This window comes from Bradyrhizobium sp. B025 (genome assembly GCF_042257955.1).
GTDB lineage: Bacteria > Pseudomonadota > Alphaproteobacteria > Rhizobiales > Xanthobacteraceae > Bradyrhizobium > Bradyrhizobium diazoefficiens.
Genome location: NZ_CP170150.1, coordinates 8,088,092 through 8,106,068 on the forward strand (window position 1 = coordinate 8,088,092; position 17,977 = coordinate 8,106,068).

The 17,977-nt window shown below is 65.6% G+C and carries 17 protein-coding genes; 8 read left to right on the top strand and 9 right to left on the bottom strand.

Annotation, left to right across the window (positions count from 1 at the left end; all coding sequences use genetic code 11):
• The first annotated feature begins 54 nt into the window (after positions 1-54).
• Positions 55-1,917: a caspase family protein gene (locus ACE10W_RS38190; RefSeq protein ID WP_304553928.1), complete on the top strand. Its 1,863-nt coding sequence runs from the start codon at positions 55-57 to the stop codon at positions 1,915-1,917.
• 335 nt (positions 1,918-2,252) lie between these two features.
• On the opposite strand, the gene ACE10W_RS38195 is transcribed toward ACE10W_RS38190, so the two are convergent.
• The 3 genes from ACE10W_RS38195 to ACE10W_RS38205 form a co-directional block, all read right to left on the bottom strand.
• Positions 2,253-2,669: an SRPBCC family protein gene (locus ACE10W_RS38195; protein ID WP_304549171.1), complete on the bottom strand. Its 417-nt coding sequence runs from the start codon at positions 2,667-2,669 to the stop codon at positions 2,253-2,255.
• 182 nt (positions 2,670-2,851) lie between these two features.
• A complete protein-coding gene (locus tag ACE10W_RS38200) occupies positions 2,852-4,105 on the bottom strand; it encodes a serine hydrolase (protein WP_304549174.1) in 1,254 nt (417 codons plus the stop codon).
• Between the two features lie 200 nt (positions 4,106-4,305).
• The gene (locus ACE10W_RS38205; RefSeq protein ID WP_304549176.1) at positions 4,306-4,995 is read right to left on the bottom strand and encodes an aspartate/glutamate racemase family protein; all 690 of its coding nucleotides are present in this window, start codon (positions 4,993-4,995) and stop codon (positions 4,306-4,308) included.
• Positions 4,996-5,134: 139 nt separating this feature from the next.
• On the opposite strand from ACE10W_RS38205, the gene ACE10W_RS38210 reads away from it, so the two are divergent.
• Positions 5,135-5,434: a hypothetical protein gene (locus tag ACE10W_RS38210; protein ID WP_161532453.1), complete on the top strand. Its 300-nt coding sequence runs from the start codon at positions 5,135-5,137 to the stop codon at positions 5,432-5,434.
• A gap of 138 nt (positions 5,435-5,572) precedes the next feature.
• Positions 5,573-6,724, top strand: a complete 1,152-nt coding sequence (locus ACE10W_RS38215; protein WP_304549177.1) for an acyl-CoA dehydrogenase family protein — start codon at positions 5,573-5,575, stop codon at positions 6,722-6,724.
• 250 nt (positions 6,725-6,974) lie between these two features.
• Here ACE10W_RS38215 and ACE10W_RS38220 read toward each other — a convergent pair whose 3' ends face one another.
• Positions 6,975-9,146, bottom strand: a complete 2,172-nt coding sequence (locus ACE10W_RS38220) for a bifunctional diguanylate cyclase/phosphodiesterase (RefSeq protein ID WP_304549178.1) — start codon at positions 9,144-9,146, stop codon at positions 6,975-6,977.
• 389 nt (positions 9,147-9,535) lie between these two features.
• Complete coding sequence (locus ACE10W_RS38225; RefSeq protein ID WP_074077627.1) at positions 9,536-9,979, bottom strand: L,D-transpeptidase; 444 nt, start codon at positions 9,977-9,979, stop codon at positions 9,536-9,538.
• Between the two features lie 138 nt (positions 9,980-10,117).
• Here ACE10W_RS38225 and mepA point away from each other — a divergent pair, with 138 nt between their 5' ends.
• The 5 genes from mepA (at position 10,118) to modC (ending at position 14,279) form a co-directional block, all read left to right on the top strand.
• A complete protein-coding gene (gene mepA / locus ACE10W_RS38230; protein ID WP_304549181.1) occupies positions 10,118-11,062 on the top strand; it encodes a penicillin-insensitive murein endopeptidase in 945 nt (314 codons plus the stop codon).
• A 346-nt stretch (positions 11,063-11,408) separates the two neighbouring features.
• Positions 11,409-11,912, top strand: a complete 504-nt coding sequence (locus ACE10W_RS38235; RefSeq protein WP_304549183.1) for a hypothetical protein — start codon at positions 11,409-11,411, stop codon at positions 11,910-11,912.
• A gap of 210 nt (positions 11,913-12,122) precedes the next feature.
• Positions 12,123-12,905, top strand: coding sequence for a molybdate ABC transporter substrate-binding protein (gene modA, locus ACE10W_RS38240; RefSeq protein WP_060910007.1), 783 nt, complete (start codon positions 12,123-12,125; stop codon positions 12,903-12,905).
• A 13-nt stretch (positions 12,906-12,918) separates the two neighbouring features.
• Entirely contained in the window at positions 12,919-13,614 is a 696-nt protein-coding gene (gene modB, locus ACE10W_RS38245) for a molybdate ABC transporter permease subunit (protein WP_011090882.1), read from the top strand.
• 2 nt (positions 13,615-13,616) lie between these two features.
• Positions 13,617-14,279 carry a molybdenum ABC transporter ATP-binding protein gene (modC, locus tag ACE10W_RS38250; RefSeq protein WP_011090883.1) on the top strand — a complete coding sequence of 221 codons (663 nt, stop codon included), beginning with the start codon at positions 13,617-13,619 and terminating at the stop codon, positions 14,277-14,279.
• 37 nt (positions 14,280-14,316) lie between these two features.
• On the opposite strand, the gene ACE10W_RS38255 is transcribed toward modC, so the two are convergent.
• The 4 genes from ACE10W_RS38255 to ACE10W_RS38270 form a co-directional block, all read right to left on the bottom strand.
• Positions 14,317-15,354: a glycosyltransferase family 1 protein gene (locus tag ACE10W_RS38255; protein ID WP_304549187.1), complete on the bottom strand. Its 1,038-nt coding sequence runs from the start codon at positions 15,352-15,354 to the stop codon at positions 14,317-14,319.
• Complete coding sequence (locus tag ACE10W_RS38260; protein ID WP_304553929.1) at positions 15,354-16,223, bottom strand: UDP-2,3-diacylglucosamine diphosphatase; 870 nt, start codon at positions 16,221-16,223, stop codon at positions 15,354-15,356. The genes ACE10W_RS38255 and ACE10W_RS38260 overlap by 1 nt, the downstream gene beginning before the upstream one ends.
• Positions 16,224-16,462: 239 nt before the next feature.
• Positions 16,463-17,122 carry a DedA family protein gene (locus tag ACE10W_RS38265; protein WP_011090886.1) on the bottom strand — a complete coding sequence of 220 codons (660 nt, stop codon included), beginning with the start codon at positions 17,120-17,122 and terminating at the stop codon, positions 16,463-16,465.
• Positions 17,123-17,132: 10 nt separating this feature from the next.
• Positions 17,133-17,711 (bottom strand): class I SAM-dependent methyltransferase, encoded by a 579-nt coding sequence (locus ACE10W_RS38270; RefSeq protein ID WP_304549189.1) that lies wholly within the window; start codon positions 17,709-17,711, stop codon positions 17,133-17,135.
• Positions 17,712-17,977: the final 266 nt, after the last annotated feature.

Genomic DNA, 17,977 nt, shown 5'->3' on the forward strand with positions numbered 1-17,977 from the left:
ACTTGCCTTTCGGCAGGCTCCGCATACGCTGCGCACGTGATGTTCGGGGCTGCGATGGGCGCATTTCGCTGGTTTTCATTGTTATTTGTCGTCTGGCTAACCTGCGGTTCGGCGCACGCCGAGCGCCGCGTCGCGCTCGTTATTGGCAATTCGGCCTACAAGAGCGTGCCGAGGCTTGCGAACCCGGTGAATGATGCCGCCCTGGTCGGTGGCATGTTCAAGAAGGCCGGGTTCGACAGCGTCGACGTCAAGCTCGACCTCAGCGTGGTCGATATGCGCAAGGCGCTTCGCGAGTTTGCAGGCAAGGCTCGCGAGGCGGAAGTCGCCGTCATCTATTACGCCGGCCACGGGATCGAGCTGGACGGCAACAACTACCTGATCCCGACCGATGCTGCCCTGGAAACAGACAACGACGTGTTCGACGAGGCGTTTCCGCTCGACCGAGTGTTGTTTGCCATCGAACCGGCCAAACAGCTCCGCCTCGTCATTCTCGACGCCTGCCGCGACAATCCCTTTGCCAAGACAATGAAGCGCACGGTTGCCGCCCGCGCTATCGGACGTGGTCTTGCCAAGGTCGAGCCGACCAGTTCGAACACCATGATCGCCTACGCTGCGAAGGCGGGCTCGACCGCCTCCGATGGCGACTCGAAGAACAGCCCGTTCGCGGCCGCGCTCGTCGAGCGTCTGCCCACACCGGGCCTCGACCTGCGCAAGGCCTTCGGCTTCGTGCGCGACGATGTCCTCAAGAACACCGGCTACAAGCAGGAGCCGTATGTCTATGGTTCGCTGGGCGGTGACGACGTCCCCCTGGTCCAGGCCAAGCCGGCAGCCGCATCCGGGCCTCAGGCGAGTCCCGATGACGCCGTCCGTCGGGATTATGAGCTGGCTCTGCAGATCGGCACGAGAGAGGTTTGGACGGCTTTCCTCGCGAAGTATGCCGACGGGTTCTACGCCAGCCTGGCCAAGGGGCAATTGAACCGAATCGCAGCAGAGGAGACGCGCGCCGCCGCCGCCGATAAGGCGCGGCAGGCCGAAGACGAGAAAGCGCGGCTTGCGGCGGAGCGGGCCAGGAAGGCGGAGCAAGATAGGGCGGCGGCAGCCGCCAAGGCCGCCGAAGATGCGCGGATTGCGGCTGAGAAGGCCAAGCAGGTCGAAGAGGCCAAGGCCGCCGCGGCCGAGCAGCGCAGGAAAGAGGCCGAGGCCGCAGCAGCCAAAGCGCTCGCCGACAAGCAGGCAGCCGAGAAGGCTCTTGCGGACAAACAGGCCGCCGACAAAGCCGCTGCCGAGAAAGCCGCCGCAGAGCTGGCGGCGAAAAAGGCTGCCGAGAAGCCGGCAGGCGCGGGTGGCGAACAGAAGGTCGCGGCGCTCGCGCCGCCGTCGGCGCAGCCTGCCATGCCACCCCTGGAGGTCGCGAAATCGGTGCAGTCGGAATTGCGCCGGGTCGGGTGCCTGACTGCGTCGGCTGACGGTGACTGGAATGCGACGTCACAGCGCTCGCTGACGCTGTTCAACAAGTATGCCGGAACGAAACTCGACGCCAGGCTCGCCAGCTTCGACGCGCTCGACGCCATCAAGGCGAAGCCGGGCCGGGTCTGCCCGCTGGTGTGCGACCATGGCTTCAGGGCCGACGGCGATGCCTGCGTCAAGATCACATGCCGTGCCGGCTCCCGCGTCAATGACGACAACGAATGCGAGAAGATCCCGGAGAGGAAACCCGCGGCCGCGCGCGAGAATGCAAAGGGACGAGACGAGCAGCGCAAGCAGGTTGAATCGGCACCGACCAAGCCGCAGAGCACCGGCCAGATGGTTTGCAATGCGGCGGGATGCCGCCCAGTACGTCCGGGATGCAAGCTCGGCTATGCAAGGTCCGGGCAGGGCGTGACGGTCGCTGAAGGGACCCGGGAAGTCTGCAATTGAGGCGACGGGGATAGATTTGCGGCGATGAAAGAGATTTCCCCTGGATAGTGAGCGCTTCGTTCCAACTCTCGATGATCGGGTGTACGGAAAGCCAGTGTCCGCCTTTCCTAAAGCGGTGACACAGCGCCTCGTCGGCTCTTGGCCATCGCGCCGGCGAGCGCAACGCAGCGGCTTGTCCGGAGCCCGGCGCAAGCCGGAGGTCGCCGGCTGAGGGGTAAACCGACGCGGTTGCCCCCAAGCCGGCTATTCCCCGACTGTTCAGTTCCTGTCAGGTGCTCCGCCCGGAAAGCCGACGACGCCCGTCAGGGACCTCCATCTCGTGCCCCCGCGCGGCTTCACGACGTCTTCTGCTTCGCTTCGACGTATCGCGCGAAGTTGTCGAGGATCGCCTGCCAGCCGCCTTGCTGCTGCTCGACCGAGTGGGTCGGCTCGCTATCGAAGACAACGCGGACGACAATGCCATTCGAGCCCGGCACGAACTCGACCTCGGCCTTTCGATCGCCGAACGCGTATTCGATCCGCTTGTGTTCAACGATCTTGGTGTAGGTGCCGGCGAAGTCAAAGCCCATGCTGCCGTCCTTGGCCTCCATGCGAGACGAGAAGACGCCGCCTTCGCGCAGGTCGACCGTCGCCTTGGTCGTATGCCAGTCGTCGGACGCCGCGTTCCACTTCACGATGTCGGCAGGCGTCGTATAGGCACGCCAGACCTGGTCGATGGGGGCTGCCACGGTGGTTTCGACGGTGATCCTCATGAATATTGCTCCTGGTTCGATTTTGACGGGTGACGGCATCACTGACGTGTGCGGGGTCCGACCAAGGACGATCGAGACCGGCCCGTGCCGACATGGTCGTGTCGTGAATGTCCAGAAAAAGCAAACCCGTCACACTGAAGGGCGAGCAAATGCGCGGTCATGAGGTCCAAGGCGCTGTCAGATCATTGCCCGAGCTGTTGAAGCACGGCGGACCACAACGCAAGCGGCTCCCTGAGGGCTCCCGGTTCGGACGGCTTCTGGCGAACGGCGGTGTGCACCATGACGAGCTTCGAGGCCGGATCGACCAGGATGACCTGACCGCGGATGCCGAGCAGGGCAAATCTGCGCTGCTCGCCGGGCAGGAGCCACACCTGATAGCCGTAGCCGAAATAGGGTGTGGCCACGCGCGGAGCGAGATGACCGTCGTCTGGCCTGACCGTCGTGGCATCCAGCAGCCATTGCCGGGGGATCAACTGACGACCTTCCCAGGCGCCGTCATGCGCGAGCAGCCGGGCGAGGCGCGCATAGTCGCGCAAGGTTGCGTTGAAGCAGCAAAAGGCAATCTCCTGCCCGCTGCCGTCGATCGCCCATGAGGCATCCGCTTCGGTGCCGATGGCATCCCAGATCCGGTCGTGGAGATAGTCGGCAACCGGCGTGCCCGTCGCGGAGCGCAGGACCAGGCCCAAGATCTCGGTTTCCACACTGGCATAGTGCCATCGGGTCCCCGGCGGTGCGGTTCTTGTATTGAATTGTGCGACGACGGCGGCGGGATCTTTCGGCTCTTCAACGAACAGGGCTCGCCCAAGCCGGGCTATGTCATCGTGCCCGTCATAGACCTCGGAGAATTCGACGCCCGACGACATGTTCAGCAGGGCGCGGATGGAGGTGTTTCCATATTCCGTTCCCGCAAGGCCGGAGACGTAGGTCGAGACGGGGTCGTCGATCGACTTGATCCGTCCCTCCGAGACTGCGATCCCGACCAGCATGCCCACCAGCGTCTTGGCCATGGACTGCGAGAGAAAGCGATCGTGGTCGGTCCGCGCATATTGATAGTGCTCGTACAGGATTGTGTCGTCCCTGGCGATCAGGAGTCCCGTCACCGGGTTGCGTTTGAGGTAATCCGCGATGCTCAGCCGTTCCGTACCGAAACTGTAGGCGATCGCTGGCTCCGGCGCGCGCTTGAACTGCCAGGGCGCCGTCGCCCGACCGATCAGGCGCGAGGGATAGATCTCGCCGAAATGGCTGTAGACCCCGACGAGCTTGTCGATCTGGGTGGTGGTCCCCCGCGTGCCGACCGGATAGCCGGACGCCGCGCCGTAGAGCTCGGCATCGGGGCCGCTCTCCGAAAAGACCGGTCCCGCCTCGCCGGGAAAGCTTCGGACGTCCTGTGCGCAGGCCAGGGGCGCCCAGAGCGCGGAGGCGAGAATGACAGGCAAGAAAAGCCCCCGGCAACCGCGGGGCTTGCTGAGTGCTCCCCAATTCATCGTACTTGTCTCCTCACACATCTTTGTTTGTGTGCGTTTATGAGAACAACCTCGCAGACCGGTGACGGAGGCATGCTATCATTACGGGTAGACGGTGTCAGCATGTGGCCCACCGCCGACGTCGGCCGAATTCTGCGCCACCGAGACATCCATCATCCGATCGCGAAATCAGCCGCTGTCTCGGCGTGGATCGCCGTCGTGTCGAAGGTCTCGACTGTCGAGTCGCCCTGCCCGACCAGCATCGTGATCTCGGTGCAGCCGAGGATGATGCACTCGGCACCACGGGCGACCAGCGCCGCCATCACCTCCCGATAGCGGCAACGCGAGGGGGCGGCGACGTTTCCAAGGCACAGCTCGTCGTAGATGATGCGGTTGACGTCGGCCCGCGCCTCGGCGGGAGGAACGAGGACGTCGAGATCATGCGCGCGCAGCCGGTCGATGTAGAAGTCTTCCTCCATCGTGAACTTCGTGCCGAGCAACCCGACGCGCCGGTATCCTTTGGACCGGATGCGCTGTGCCGTTGAGTCGCCGATATGGATGAAGGGAATGGTCAGCTTCGCCACGATCTCGGGCGCCAGCTTGTGCATCGTGTTGGTGCACAATACGATCGCCCGCGCGCCGGCGCTTTCCAGGCGCAGCGCGACCTCGGCGAGGCTGCTTGCGGCCTCCTGCCAGCGGCCGGCGTACTGCATCTCCTTGATCTCCTGAAAATCGTAGGAATACATCAGCAACGGGGCCGAGTGCAGCTTGCCCATGCGGTCGCGGACACGCTCGTTGATCAGCTTGTAATAGAGCGCGGTGCTCTCCCAGCTCATGCCTCCGATCAGGCCAATGGTTCGCATCCCGGCATCTCCCAAAACTCGCTCGATGGATCGTAGACGAAGACGCGGAAGCTCGCCATGACGCGATTGAACCGGCCGCAAGTCCGGCTACACCAAACAAGGTCGTGCCGCTGCAATAGCCGCCGTTTCTCGCAGATGGATGCGCGATACGGATGAAGCGGGTGCCTGTATGCAGTTTTTCCTGTGTGAGATCGTCGCCCGAATCGTCGCGATCTATCTGTGCGTCGATTGCGGGCGCATGCTGCGCTATGGCTATGCCGACCGGAAAATCAGGGCCTTCAGTCCCGATCTCGTGGTCTGGCTGCTGGACTGGTCGCGGCAGGTTTTCCAGAGGGACACCGCGCCGGTCCAGTACTGGATAGAAATGGGCCATCAGGCCATCTGCCTCTTGGCGTGCCTCGTCGTCGCGATCTTCGGGTGGTGGCTGCCGAACGGCTGAGCAGCAGGCGATGGCGTTCCGGGACCGCAACCGACCTCGCCCTGGGGCGAGCGAGCGCGGGCAATCTTGATCCTCCCTGCCAAATAGACCACCATCGCTTGTCTTACCGCTCACGGCAGAATGGGCGAGGAAACGCAGATGAACGCAACTCGCGGGTTTGGCCTGGTTGAGCGGGCGCGGGCCATCGCACCACTGATCGCGGGCGAGGCCGACGAGATCGAGCGGACGCGGAGGCTGACGCCGGCCGTCGTTTCAGCGCTGGTCGAGAACGGGCTCTATCGCGCGCTGCTGCCGCAGAGCCTTGGCGGCGCCGAGGTTCCGATCGAAGGCTTCATGCAGATGCTGGAGGAGATCGCGAAGGCGGACGCCTCCACGGCCTGGTGTCTCGGCCAGTGCTGCGTCTGCGCGATGATCGCGGCCTCGCTCGATCACGACACCGCGCACGAGATCTTCAACACACAGCCGGGCATCCTCGCCTGGGGTGCGATCGCCCATGAGGCGCGCGCGGTCGAGGGCGGCTATCGCGTCACCGCGCGCTGGGATTTTGCCTCGGGCTCGCGGCAGGCGAACTGGCTGGGGGCGCATGTCCGCATCGCCAGCGCGGACGGCGTGTCGCGCAAGAATGCCGACGGCTCGCCGGAGGTGCGCACCATCCTGTTTCCGGCAGAGAGCGCCGTGCTGCACGACGTGTGGCAGGCGATCGGGCTCGCCGGCACCGGCACGGATTCATATGAGGTGAGCGACCTCTTCATCCCCGAGCGCTTCACCGCGTTCCGTGACGTGCCGTCGGCGCTGCGCGAGAAGGGACCGCTCTACAGGATCGGCACCGGCTCGACCTTCAGCCTCGGCTTTGCCGCGGTGTCGCTCGGCGTCGCGCGCGCCACGCTGGATGCGGCGATCGCACTGGCGCGCGGCAAGCACCAGTCGCTGGCGGCAAGCGCCATGCGCGACAACCAGTCGGTCCAGGGCCTGATCGGCCGCACCGAGGGCGACCTTCGCGCCGCGCGCGCCTATCTCCATGCGACCGCAAACGCGATGTGGCGCGATCTCAGCGCGACCGGTGAATTCAGCGCGACGCATCGCAGCGCGGTTCGCCTCGCCGCGACCTGGACCATCCACCAGTCGGCCAAGGTGGTGGACGCCGCCTACCACATGGCCGGCGCCACGGCCGTGTTCCGCAGCAATCCGTTCGAACGGCGGTTCCGCGACATGCACGCCATCGCGCAGCAGATCCAGGCGCGCGACACGCATTACGAGGATGTGGGGAAGGCACTTTTGGCGAGCAATTGAGGCGGAGAGATAGCCGCAAGGCCGGTGCGCTCCCTCCCCCGCTTGCGGGGTCGCGACGAGCTTCGCTCGCGCTGAGAGGGTTGGGGAGAGGGTGGCTCCAGAATCGAGAACCCCCAAGAGGAGAGAACCCTCACCCGCGCCTTCGGCGCGACCTCTCCCGCAAGCCGGAGAGGTTAACCGAGAGAGTGGCGCGTCCCTTACATTGGGAATTCACGGTGAGCTGCGAAGAATGGCCGGAGGAGCATGACGATCACGCCACCATCGCGGCGTCTTCCTCGTCGGCGGCATCGATGCCGCGCTGCGCGGCGAGCAGGCTGATGATCTCGATATTGGGGCGGGCCTTGCTGAACAGAAAACCCTGGCCTTCGTCGCAGCCTTCGGCCCTGAGGCAGCTCAGCTCGGCCTCGGTCTCGACGCCTTCGGCGGTGATGGTGACGCCAAGACCTTTGCCGAGGCTGACGATGGAGCGGATGATCGCCTGGGCCTCGCGGTTGGCCCCGAGATCGCGCACGAAGGACTGGTCGATCTTGATCTTGTCGAAGGGGAAGCTGCGCAGGTAGCTGAGGCTGGAATAGCCGGTGCCGAAATCGTCCATCGAGATGCGTACCCCGAGCGCGCGCAGCGCATGCAGCGTCGCCAGCACCTGGGCGCTCTTCTCCAACAGCAGCGTCTCGGTGATCTCGAGCTCCAGCCGCCGCGGCGGCAGGCCGGAATGTTTCAGCGCGTCCGTCACCATCGAGAGCAGGTTGCCGCTGCGGAACTGGAGCGGCGACAGATTGACGGCGACGCGGACGTCGTCGGGCCAGGTCGCGGCGTCGAGGCAGGCGCGGCGCAGCATCAAGCCGCCGAGCGGATTGATCAGGCCGGTTTCCTCGGCGACAGGGATGAACTCCGCCGGCGAGACCATGCCGCGCTCGGCATGCGGCCAGCGCACCAGCGCCTCGAAGCCGGTGATGCGGCCGCTCGAGAGGTCGATCAGCGGCTGGTAGTATGGCCGCAACACGTCGTTCTGGATCGCGTCGCGCAGCTCGACCTCGATCTTGCGCCGGCTCTGCGCTTTCGCATGCAGCGCCGCCTCGAAGAAGGCGAAGGTGCCGCGCGCGTCCAGCTTGGCGCGCGACAGCGCCATGTCGGCGCTCTTGAGCAGCTTTTCGGAATCGTCGCCGTCGGCCGGCGCCATCGCGATGCCGATGGAGGCGCCGATCACCACGGAATGGCCGTCGAGCAGATAGGGATCGGCGATGGCCTCCAGCAGGCGCTTGGCCAGCATCACCGCGTCCTCGGGACGGGTCAGCCCGCTCTGCACGATCGCGAACTCGTCGGAATTGAGCCGCGCCAGAGCGTCCTCTTCGCGCAAGGTGGAGCGCAGCCGCTTGGCGACACCGCGCAACAGCTTGTCGCCGACGGCGTGTCCCAGCGTCTCGTTGACCGCCTTGAAATTGTCCAGCCCCAGCATCAGCACCGCGACCTTCTCGGAACTGCGGCGCGTGTGCAGCAGCATCTCGTCGACCTGCTGGCGCAGCAGGTTGCGGTTCGGCAGGCCGGTGAGCCCGTCATGCTGGGCCATGAAGGCCAGCCGCGCCTCGGCGCGCTTGCGCTCGGTGATGTCCATCAGCGCGAGCAGCACCGCGGGCCGCTCGGCATAGGTCAATTCGCGCGAATAGATCGCAAGGTCGATCAGCGCGCCGTCGGCCTTGACGTGCTTCCAGGTGCGCGCGGCCTGCTCGTCGCTGGAGCGGTCGGTGGTCCAGGGCGGCTCGCTGTCGAAGGCCTGCAAGGACCGGATCTTCAGCTTCTCGAACTCGGTGCGGCTATAGCCGTAATGGGCGACCGCGGCGTCGTTGACGCCGAGGATGCGCTCGTCGTCGAGCGCGCAGACGATCATGGGGACGGGATTGCCGTCGAACAGCAGGCGGAACGAGGCCTCGCGCTGCTTCAACTCGGTGATGTCGACGCGCAGGCCGACGACGCCGCCGTCGTCGGTGCGGCGCTCCTCGATCAGGATGACACGGCCGTCCGACAGCGTCTGCTCGTGACGTGCGCCCGGCTGATAGAGCTTCTCCAGCCGCCGGGCTATCCACTCTTCCTCGTGGCCTGCGGCTTCCGGATAGTCGCCGCGGGCGACGCCGACGCGCAGCGTGTCTTCGAGGCGCGCGCCCTCCGCGAACAGATCGGCGGTCTTGCTGTAGATCTCGGAGTACTGCTTGTTCCAGAGAACGTAGCGGCCTTCGGGGTCGAGAATCACGATGCCCTGCGGCAGCAGCTCGACGGCCTGGCGCAGCCGTTCGTGCGATTTGCGCGCCTCGATGATGGCCGCTTCGGCTTCCGCGCGGCTCTGCACGAGTTCGTCGTGCCTGGCGGGCCGATGCGAGGCGCGCGCGAAACGCGGCTTGCGCGGCCGCTCGCCGGCCGCAGCACGCACGTTGCGCTTTCGCTTTCCTGGTTTTCGAGACCCCAAACTCAACTTCACATGTCCCAGTCGCGCCCTGCGGCCGCAAGTCTTGAGGCAGTCTTGGGGCAAGTGTCTGAAAAAAAAGTAATCTTCGCCGGCCCCGCGGCTCGCATGCACCCGCAGCCGTGCCTGTTTGCGAGGCGTGAAAGCCTCGGCGGGCGCAGCAAACCCGTTTCGCCGTCGCAATCGGACGGCGCGCTGACGCAAAATTGCGCGCGCGCTTGAATCATTTCCGAAATCGCGCGCGATTGCATGCCGACCGCGGTTATTCCTCGCGCCGCGCACGAATTTTGGTCAATGCAGGATACGGTTATCGGGCCGTTAAGAATCGGCTGGCCGGCATGCGACTTTGTGATGGTCTAGTTGGAAATACGGATCGTCGTGTTGCGCGCACCCTCGCGCTGGACCAGCGCGAACAGGGCGGCCGCATGCGCGGGATGCAGGCGGACACAGCCATGCGAGGCCGGCCCGCCCAGGCGGTAAATGTCGGTCGTGCCATGAATGGCGAAGCCGTAATGGAAGAAGATCGCGTGCGGCATCGGCGAATTGTAGTACTTGCGCGAAAAATAGCGCCGCATCATCGCCTGCGGATGGAAGGTGCCGCTCGGCGTGCCGTAGCCGCTGCGGCCCGTCGACACCGGCCAGCTGTAGCGCGGCGCGCCGTCGACACGCACCGACATGCGCTGTGACGATTTGTCGATGTCCACCCTGAGGTCGGCCCGCGCCGGCGTTACGCAACATCCCGCCAGCACAAACGCCGCAGTCACGACCCGCATCGCGAGCCGTGCACATTGCCGGTTCATGACCAAAGCCCCGCAGCTTTTTGTCCGGCCAGCATGGTGTCGGGGCCGGACCGCGGCTGTAAAGACACCGTGAGGCGGCGGCCGGTCGAAAGCCTAGTTCTTAACCCTGACGCAGCGTTGGGCTATAAGGTGATCAGCATGAGTCCCCGCCGCCTCGTCCCTCTCCTGGTTTTCGCGACACTCCTGACCGCCGGCGGCGCGCTGGCCCAGGACAAGGGCAGCGTGAACCCAAAGCCGCTGCCGCCGCTCGCCAACCCCAACGATCCCAGCATCGGCGCCAAGGAGCTGTTCGCGCGAAAGCTGCTGCCCTCGAAGGGGCCGGCGCATGTCATCGGCTCCTACACCAAGGGCTGCATCGGCGGCGCCGAACGGATGCCGCTGAACGGCGACAATTGGCAGGTGATGCGGCTGTCGCGCAATCGCAATTTCGGCCACCCCGAGATGATCGCGCTGATCAAGCGGCTCGCGGCAAGGGCGCACAAGGACGCGGGCTGGCCGGGCATCCTGGTCGGCGACATCGCCCAGCCGCGCGGCGGGCCGGCGCTGTCGGGCCATGCCAGCCATCAGATCGGCCTAGATTCCGACATCTGGCTGACGCCGATGCCCGACCATCGGCTCTCGCGCGAGGAGCGCGAGGAAATGTCCGCGGTGATGATGGTGCGGCAGGACCGGCTCGACATCGACCCGAAGGTGTTCACGCCGTCCCACGTGCTGGTGCTGCGCGACGCCGCGCAGGAGCCGGCGGTGCAGCGCATCTTCGTCAATGCCGCGATCAAGAAGGCGCTGTGCCGCGAGGCCAAGGGCGACCGCTCCTGGCTGTCGAAGATCCGGCCATGGTGGGGCCATGACTATCACTTCCACATCCGCATGCGCTGCCCGCCGGGCGCCGGCGAATGCGAGGGCCAGCCGTCGCAGTCCGAGGACGAAGGCTGCAAGGAGGCCGATCTCGCCTACTGGTTCTCTGATGCCGTGCTGCACCCCAAGCCGCCGCCGGAGCCGCCAAAACCGAAACCGCCGATGACGCTGGCGCAAATGCCGGCGGCCTGCAAGGCAGTGCTGCACGCGGCGGATGCGAAACCGTAACGCTCTCCGCCGTCGTCCCGGGGCGCGAAGCGAGCACGGGACTCATAACCACAGGGAGTGGTTGTGGCGCGAGCTGGCAACTCAGAACCCCCGTGACCACACCCGCCTGTGGCTATGGATCCCGGATCTGCGCTCCGCTTTGCTGCGCTTGTCCGGGACGACAGTGGTGATTGGGGCGCGCGGCCCGGGCTGACGAACGAGTTGATTGGTTCGCACCAGCCAAATGCGCTAGTATCGGCCTGCCGCCGCGCCGTAAGCCCGCGGCATCTCGGGACGCGCATCCCGTTCTTCAACAAGCCTGACCGCAAGCCCCGCGTCTTTCGCGTGGCCAACGATGAGATTTGACATGCGCATCCTCACCTTCCTCGCCGCGCTCACGCTCGGTGCGACCTCCGCGCCGGCCGCCGAAGAGCCGAGCGGCTGCGACAAGTTCAAATGGCCGATCGAGCGCGAGCGCGCCGCGCTGACGGCGCCGGACCGTGCGAAGCTCGCTTCGGGGAGCGAACAGGCTGCGCTGCCGTCATCGGCCATTACGCTGGGGCTGGTTGCCCCGAGCGAAGCAAAGCTGCCCACGCCGCCGGAGCGGGCGCCAAAGGACGGCACCTTTGCCGGCTTCACCGACATCAAGACAACGAAAGCCGGGCTCTACACGATCAGCCTGTCGGCCGGCGCCTGGGTCGACGTGGTGCAGGACGGGCATGTCCTCAAGCCCGTGGCCTTCAGCGGCGCGACCGATTGCGACGGCATCCGCAAGACCATGAAATACGAGCTGTCGGCGCAGCCCTTGGTGCTCCAGGTCAGCGGCGTCAGGGACAATTTTATCTCGATCGCGATCCTGCCGAGCGAGTAGGCAAGGGTCGGACCAAAGGTCGCCTTTGACCTCAAAGGTCGCCTTTGACCTGTTCCGCCAGCCTGTTATGGTCGCGCCCAGCGATATCCCGAGGGACCGTAAGTCCGTCGGGCTCCCCGGAACAGCGCGTCCGCCGATCGCACCCCTGATTCAACCAACGCCGTCTTGCGTGCGCTATTGGCGCGCGCAGGCGCGCATGGAGCGCTCCCGATGTCCCGCCCTTCCGTACTTTTTTCCGCCTTCATCGTTTTGCTCGCGGCTTTGTCGCCCGCCGCCGCCGAGGACAAGACCATCACCGTGTTCGCCGCCGCCTCGATGAAGAACGCGCTCGACGAGATCGACGCGGCCTACACCGCGAAGACCGGCGTCAAGTTCAGCGTCAGCTATGCCGCAAGCTCGGTGCTCGCCAAGCAGATCGAGCAGGGCGCGCCGGCCGACGTGTTCGTCTCCGCCGACACCGACTGGATGGACTACGCGATCTCCAGGAAGACCATCAACGAGCCTTCCAGAGTCAACCTGCTCGGCAACAGCATCGTGCTGATCGCGCCGAAGGATTCCAAGATCGACAGCGTCGCCATCGCGCAGGGCTTCGACCTCGCCAAGCTCGCGGGCGACGGCAGGATCGCGACCGGCGACGTCAAGTCGGTGCCAGCAGGCAAATATGCCAAGGCTGCACTGGAGAAGCTCGGCGCGTGGCAGGCGGCCGAGCCGAAATTCGCCATGGCCGAGAGCGTGCGCGCCGCGCTGACGCTGGTCGCCCGCGGCGAGGCCGATCTCGGCATCGTCTATTCGACCGACGCCAAGGTCGAGCCGGGCGTGAAGATCGTCGGCACCTTCCCGGCGGACTCGCATCCCGCGATCATCTATCCCGTTGCCGCGACCGTGACCGCGAAGGGCGAGACCAGCGACTATCTCGCCTTCCTGCGCTCGACTGCGGCCAAGACGATCCTGGAAAAATACGGCTTCAAGTTCCTGATCAGCCCCACGACGTGATATCTGCGACTTGATGTCCGAGATCTCACCTGCCGAATGGACTGCGATCCTGCTCTCGCTCAGGGTCGCCGTGATCGCGACGCTGGTGGCGACGCCGTTCGGCATTGCGCTGGCATGGCTGCTCGCGCGACGCGATTTCTGGGGCAAGTCGCTGCTCGATGCGCTGGTGCACCTGCCGCTGGTGCTGCCGCCGGTCGTGACCGGCTATCTGCTGCTTCTCACCTTCGGCCGCCGCGGCCTCGTCGGCGGCTTCCTCGCCGACCATCTCGGCATCGTCTTCGCGTTCCGCTGGACCGGCGCCGCGCTGGCCTGCGGCGTGATGTCGTTTCCGCTGCTGGTGCGCCCGATGCGGCTGTCGATCGAGGCGATCGATCGCAAGCTGGAGCAGGCCGCGGAGACGCTGGGCGCGGCACCGTGGAAAGTATTCTTCACCGTGACGCTGCCGCTGGCGCTGCCCGGCGTGCTCGCCGGCATGGTGCTCGGCTTTGCGAAAGCGATCGGCGAGTTCGGCGCGACCATCACCTTCGTCTCCAACATTCCCGGCGAGACCCAGACGATTTCCTCGGCGATCTATTCGTTGATCCAGACGCCCGATGGCGATGCCGCCGCGGGTCGCCTTGTGATCGTCTCGGTCATCCTGGCGCTGGGTGCGCTGATTGCCGCCGAGTGGTTCGCCCGCCGCGCCACCGCGCGATTGCACGGGAATTGACCATGCTGCGGGTCGATGTCGAAAAGCAGCTCGGCGAGTTCTCGCTGTCCGCATCCTTCACCAGCGAAGGCCGCGTCATCGGCCTGTTCGGTGCGTCAGGCGCCGGCAAGACCTCGCTGGTCAACATGATCGCCGGGCTCTTGCGGCCCGACCGCGGCACCATCGTGATCGACGGCGAGACCGTGGACGACACCGCGGCCGGCATTCATGTGCCGCCCTGGCGCCGCCGCATCGGCTATGTGTTCCAGGACGCGCGGCTGTTCCCGCATCTCAACGTTGCGCAGAATCTCGACTATGGACGACGGATGAACCGCCTTGCGCCCGATCCTGCCCAGCACAGGCGCGTCATCGACCTGCTCGACATCGGTGCCTTGCTTGACCGCCGTCCCGGAAAACTCTCCGGCGGCGAGCGCCAGCGCGTCGCGCTCGGCCGCGCGCTGTTGTCCAAACCGCGCCTGCTGCTGCTCGACGAGCCGCTCGGCGCGCTCGACGAAGGCCGCAAGCTCGAGATCCTGCCCTATCTGGTGCGGCTGCGGGATGAGGCCAACGTCCCGATGGTCTATGTCAGCCACGACGTCGCCGAGTTGCGCCAGCTCGCGACGCAAATCGTGATGCTGAAAGAGGGGCGCGTGACGTCGTTCGGCGGGGTGAAGGTGCTGACGTGAGGGGCTTGTGACGTTGCCGCTCTTTTGCTTATCGTCCTCAGCTCGCGAATAGCGGCCGCGCGGCGTCGGTCAGCATGCCATGCGCCCGCTTGACGTTGTCGAGAAACTGCCGCACGCTTTCCTGCCAAGTGAAGGTCAGGGCATAGGCCCGGCATTTTTCGCGCGGCACCTGCAGGGCGGCGAGCGCCGCGCGGCGCAGGTCGGCATCGAGACAGCCGCATCCGGACTCGCCGATCACATCGAGCGGCCCCATCACCGGGAAGGCCGCAACCGGCAGGCCGCACGCCAACGCTTCGAGGATCACCAACCCGAACGTATCGGTCAGGCTCGGAAAGACGAAGACATCGGCTGACGCGTAGACATCGGCGAGTGCTCGCCCGGTTCGCGTGCCGAGAAAATGGACCTGCGGAAACCGCGCCTGCAGGCTCGCACGCAACGGCCCGTCGCCGACCACGACCTTCGAGCCCGGCAGGTCCAAGGCAAGGAAAGCCTCGAGGTTCTTCTCGATCGCGATGCGGCCGACATACAGAAACACCGGCACCGGAAAGGCGAGCGGCTGCACGCTGCGCGGACGAAACAGCACGGCATCGACGCCGCGCGACCACGGCATCAGGTTGCGGAAGCCATGCGCCTTCAGGGCCTGTTCCAGCGTCGGCGAGCCGACCATGATGCCGTCGCCGCCGTTGTGGAAACGGCGCAGTACCGCATAGCTCCACCTCAGCGGCACCGGCAGCCGCTCCGCCAGATATTCAGGAAAGCGGGTGTGATAGCTCGTCGTGAACGGATAGCCGCGGGTCTGGCAGACATGGCGAGTGATCCACCCGATCGGCCCCTCGGTCGCGATGTGCACGGAATCCGGACCCATGCTTTTGATCGCGCGCTCGATTCGCCCCACCGAGGCCAGCGCGAGACGGATCTCCCGGTAGCCGGGCAGCGGCACGGTGCGGAAATCGCCCGGCGTGAGGAAGCCGATACTGGCGCCGAACGAAGGCGCTTCGCTGGCGAGATATTCGAGCGAGCGCACCACGCCGTTGATCTGTGGGCGCCAGGCGTCGGTCGCCACCAGCACGCGCATCAGGCGACCGCCCGTGCGAACGGCACCACGCTCGACGGCCCCGGCATCTGCTGGGGCCGCGCCTCGACCCAGCGGATGATCTCGAACCGGCCGTCATGGTGCTCGACGACACCGGTGCAGGATTCCACCCAGTCGCCGGTGTTGATGTAGCGAATGCCGAACTCGTCATGCATCGCCGCGTGATGGATGTGGCCGCAGATCACGCCTTGCGCAGCGTGCCGCCTTGCCTCCGACGACAGGACCTCCTCGAAGCGGCCGATGTGATTGACCGCATTCTTGACCCGCAGCTTCGCCCAGGACGAGAACGACCAATAGGCGAGCCCGAACCGGCTCCGGATCCAGTTGAGCCAGACGTTGGAGGCAAGCGCCGTGCGGTAGCCGACATCGCCGAGCAGCGCCAGCCAGCGGGCGTGGCGTACGACGAGATCGAAGTGATCGCCATGGACGACGAGATAAGCGCGGCCGTCGACGCCCCGGTGGATCGCGTGCTCAACCACCTCGACGCCGCCAAAGGTCGAGCCGACATAGTCGCGCACGAACTCGTCGTGATTGCCGGCTGCATAGACGATCCGCTTGCCGCGCCGCGCGATATCGACGAGCGCCTGCACCACTGCATTGTGCGTGCCTGGCCAGTACCAGCTCGACCGCAGGTACCAGCCATCGACGATGTCGCCGACCAGGAACACAGTGTCGGCGTCATGGTGATGGAGAAAGTCGATCAGCCGCTCGGCCTGGCATCCCCTCGTCCCAAGATGGACATCGGAGATGAACAAGCTCCTGACCTTGACGACGTCGGACGGCAAAGCCGCATCCCTGTCCGGACTCTGCGCCGGCCGGTCGCCGCGATTGTCATCGCGCAGGAATGCCATCGCGGCAGCTTTCGCCAATCCCGCGACCGCCTTCGTCACATCGCGGTTGGCGCGGCGCCGGAAGATCGAGCGATGCCAATAGACGCCGACGGCAAGAACCAGGAGCGCGAACTGGGCGCCGCGATGCCGCCCGTCGGACGCCGCGACACCGAACTGAAGGCCGGCGAGCAGGATCAGCACCGCGGCGGTGAGATGTTCAAGCGTGTGCGAGCCGGACCGAAACCGGGACAACAGGGGTCTCATGCGATCTCCTCCACAGCCTTGGGGGCGGCGATGGCGCGCGACGACGCGAGGCGCGGCCGCGCGATCGCGTGCGTGTAAAGGCGAAGTCCGAGAATGATCGCGACCTCCACAGCGACGAGGATGGCGACCACCCAGAAGCCGATGCTGACGGGATCCTGACCGCTGTCGCGCAGCACATAGCCAAGGCTCAGGAACGGCATGTTCCAGATCACGGTGCCGATTGCGGTGGCGGTGACGAAGGCGCGCGGCTCCAGTTGCAGCACGCCGGCCGGCAACGCCAGATAGATCCGCACGGTCGGCAGAGTCTGGCCGATCAGCGTGACCCAGAAATGGTTGCCGCGATAGGCATCGGTGAGTTGCTGATAGAACGAGGGCCGCAGCAGCACGTATTTGCCGTAAGTCCTCACCAGTCGCTCGATCCGCTGCGAGCCGAGCGCGCGGCCAAGCCCGTACCAGCCGAGCGCGCCGACGACCGATCCAACACTTGTCGCCACGATGGTCATGGCCAGCGACGCGCCGTCGGACACGGTGAGACCGAGCAGCATCAACAGAACGTAGGACGGAAACAGCGGAATGAATTTCTCGGCGATCGCCAGGCAACCAATGCCCAGCAGGCCGAAGTGCAGAAACATTGCGATCGTGCTCGACGTGTCCATGGTGCCTCGATCACGCGTAGGGGGGACGGCGGCTGATCCGGTACACCGAGGCCGGAGGCAGGTTGCGATAGGTCTGCCCGATGCAACTTGCCTGCAGATCGAGATGATCGAGGATCGCATCAGGGACGGGACAGCGCGGGCCGTACGTGATCTGGTAAAACGCGCCGCCCGGACGGAGATAGGCAAACGCGCCGTCGAGAATCGCCAGCACTTTTCCTGGCGGCATCGTGAGCAATCCGAGGCCGCTGACGACGGCGCCGACCGGCGCCCCTTCAAACAGTTTTTCTCTCACCAGCCAGGCCGCATCCATCCACAGCACGCGCGCGCCGGGGAATCGCTGCTGCAGCAACGGGATGAAATCGGAGCCGTATTCGACCAGCGTCAGATTCTGCTGCCGGACGCCGCGATCGAGCAATGCGCGGGTGAACACGCCGGTGCCGGGGCCGAGTTCGATGACGGGGCCAGTCTCGGCCGTAATCTCCTGCGCCATCAGCGACGACGCGGCGGGTCCCGACGGCGCAACCGCTGCGACACGCAAAGGATCGCGAATCCAGGCGCGGAAGAACGGCAGGATGTCAGCAGACAACATGCGAGATCTCCCTCGCGATGCAGTCGGTCTCGCAGGTGCGGTTCAGTACCAAGGTCATTCAAATGTCTTTCCGCTTGCGCGTGTCCGCATCGAACGCGGAGCGTCGCGCAGGTGAGCCATGTCGGGCCTGGCAGGATGATCAAGCCCGACCCAATAGTGGCTTCAGTCTCACGCCTACATTGCGAGAGTCTGTCGCGAATGCGCATCTTGCAAAAAAACATCCGCGACGTTCGCGCTGGATGGAGCCGCAAGGTTGCCGCAATGAA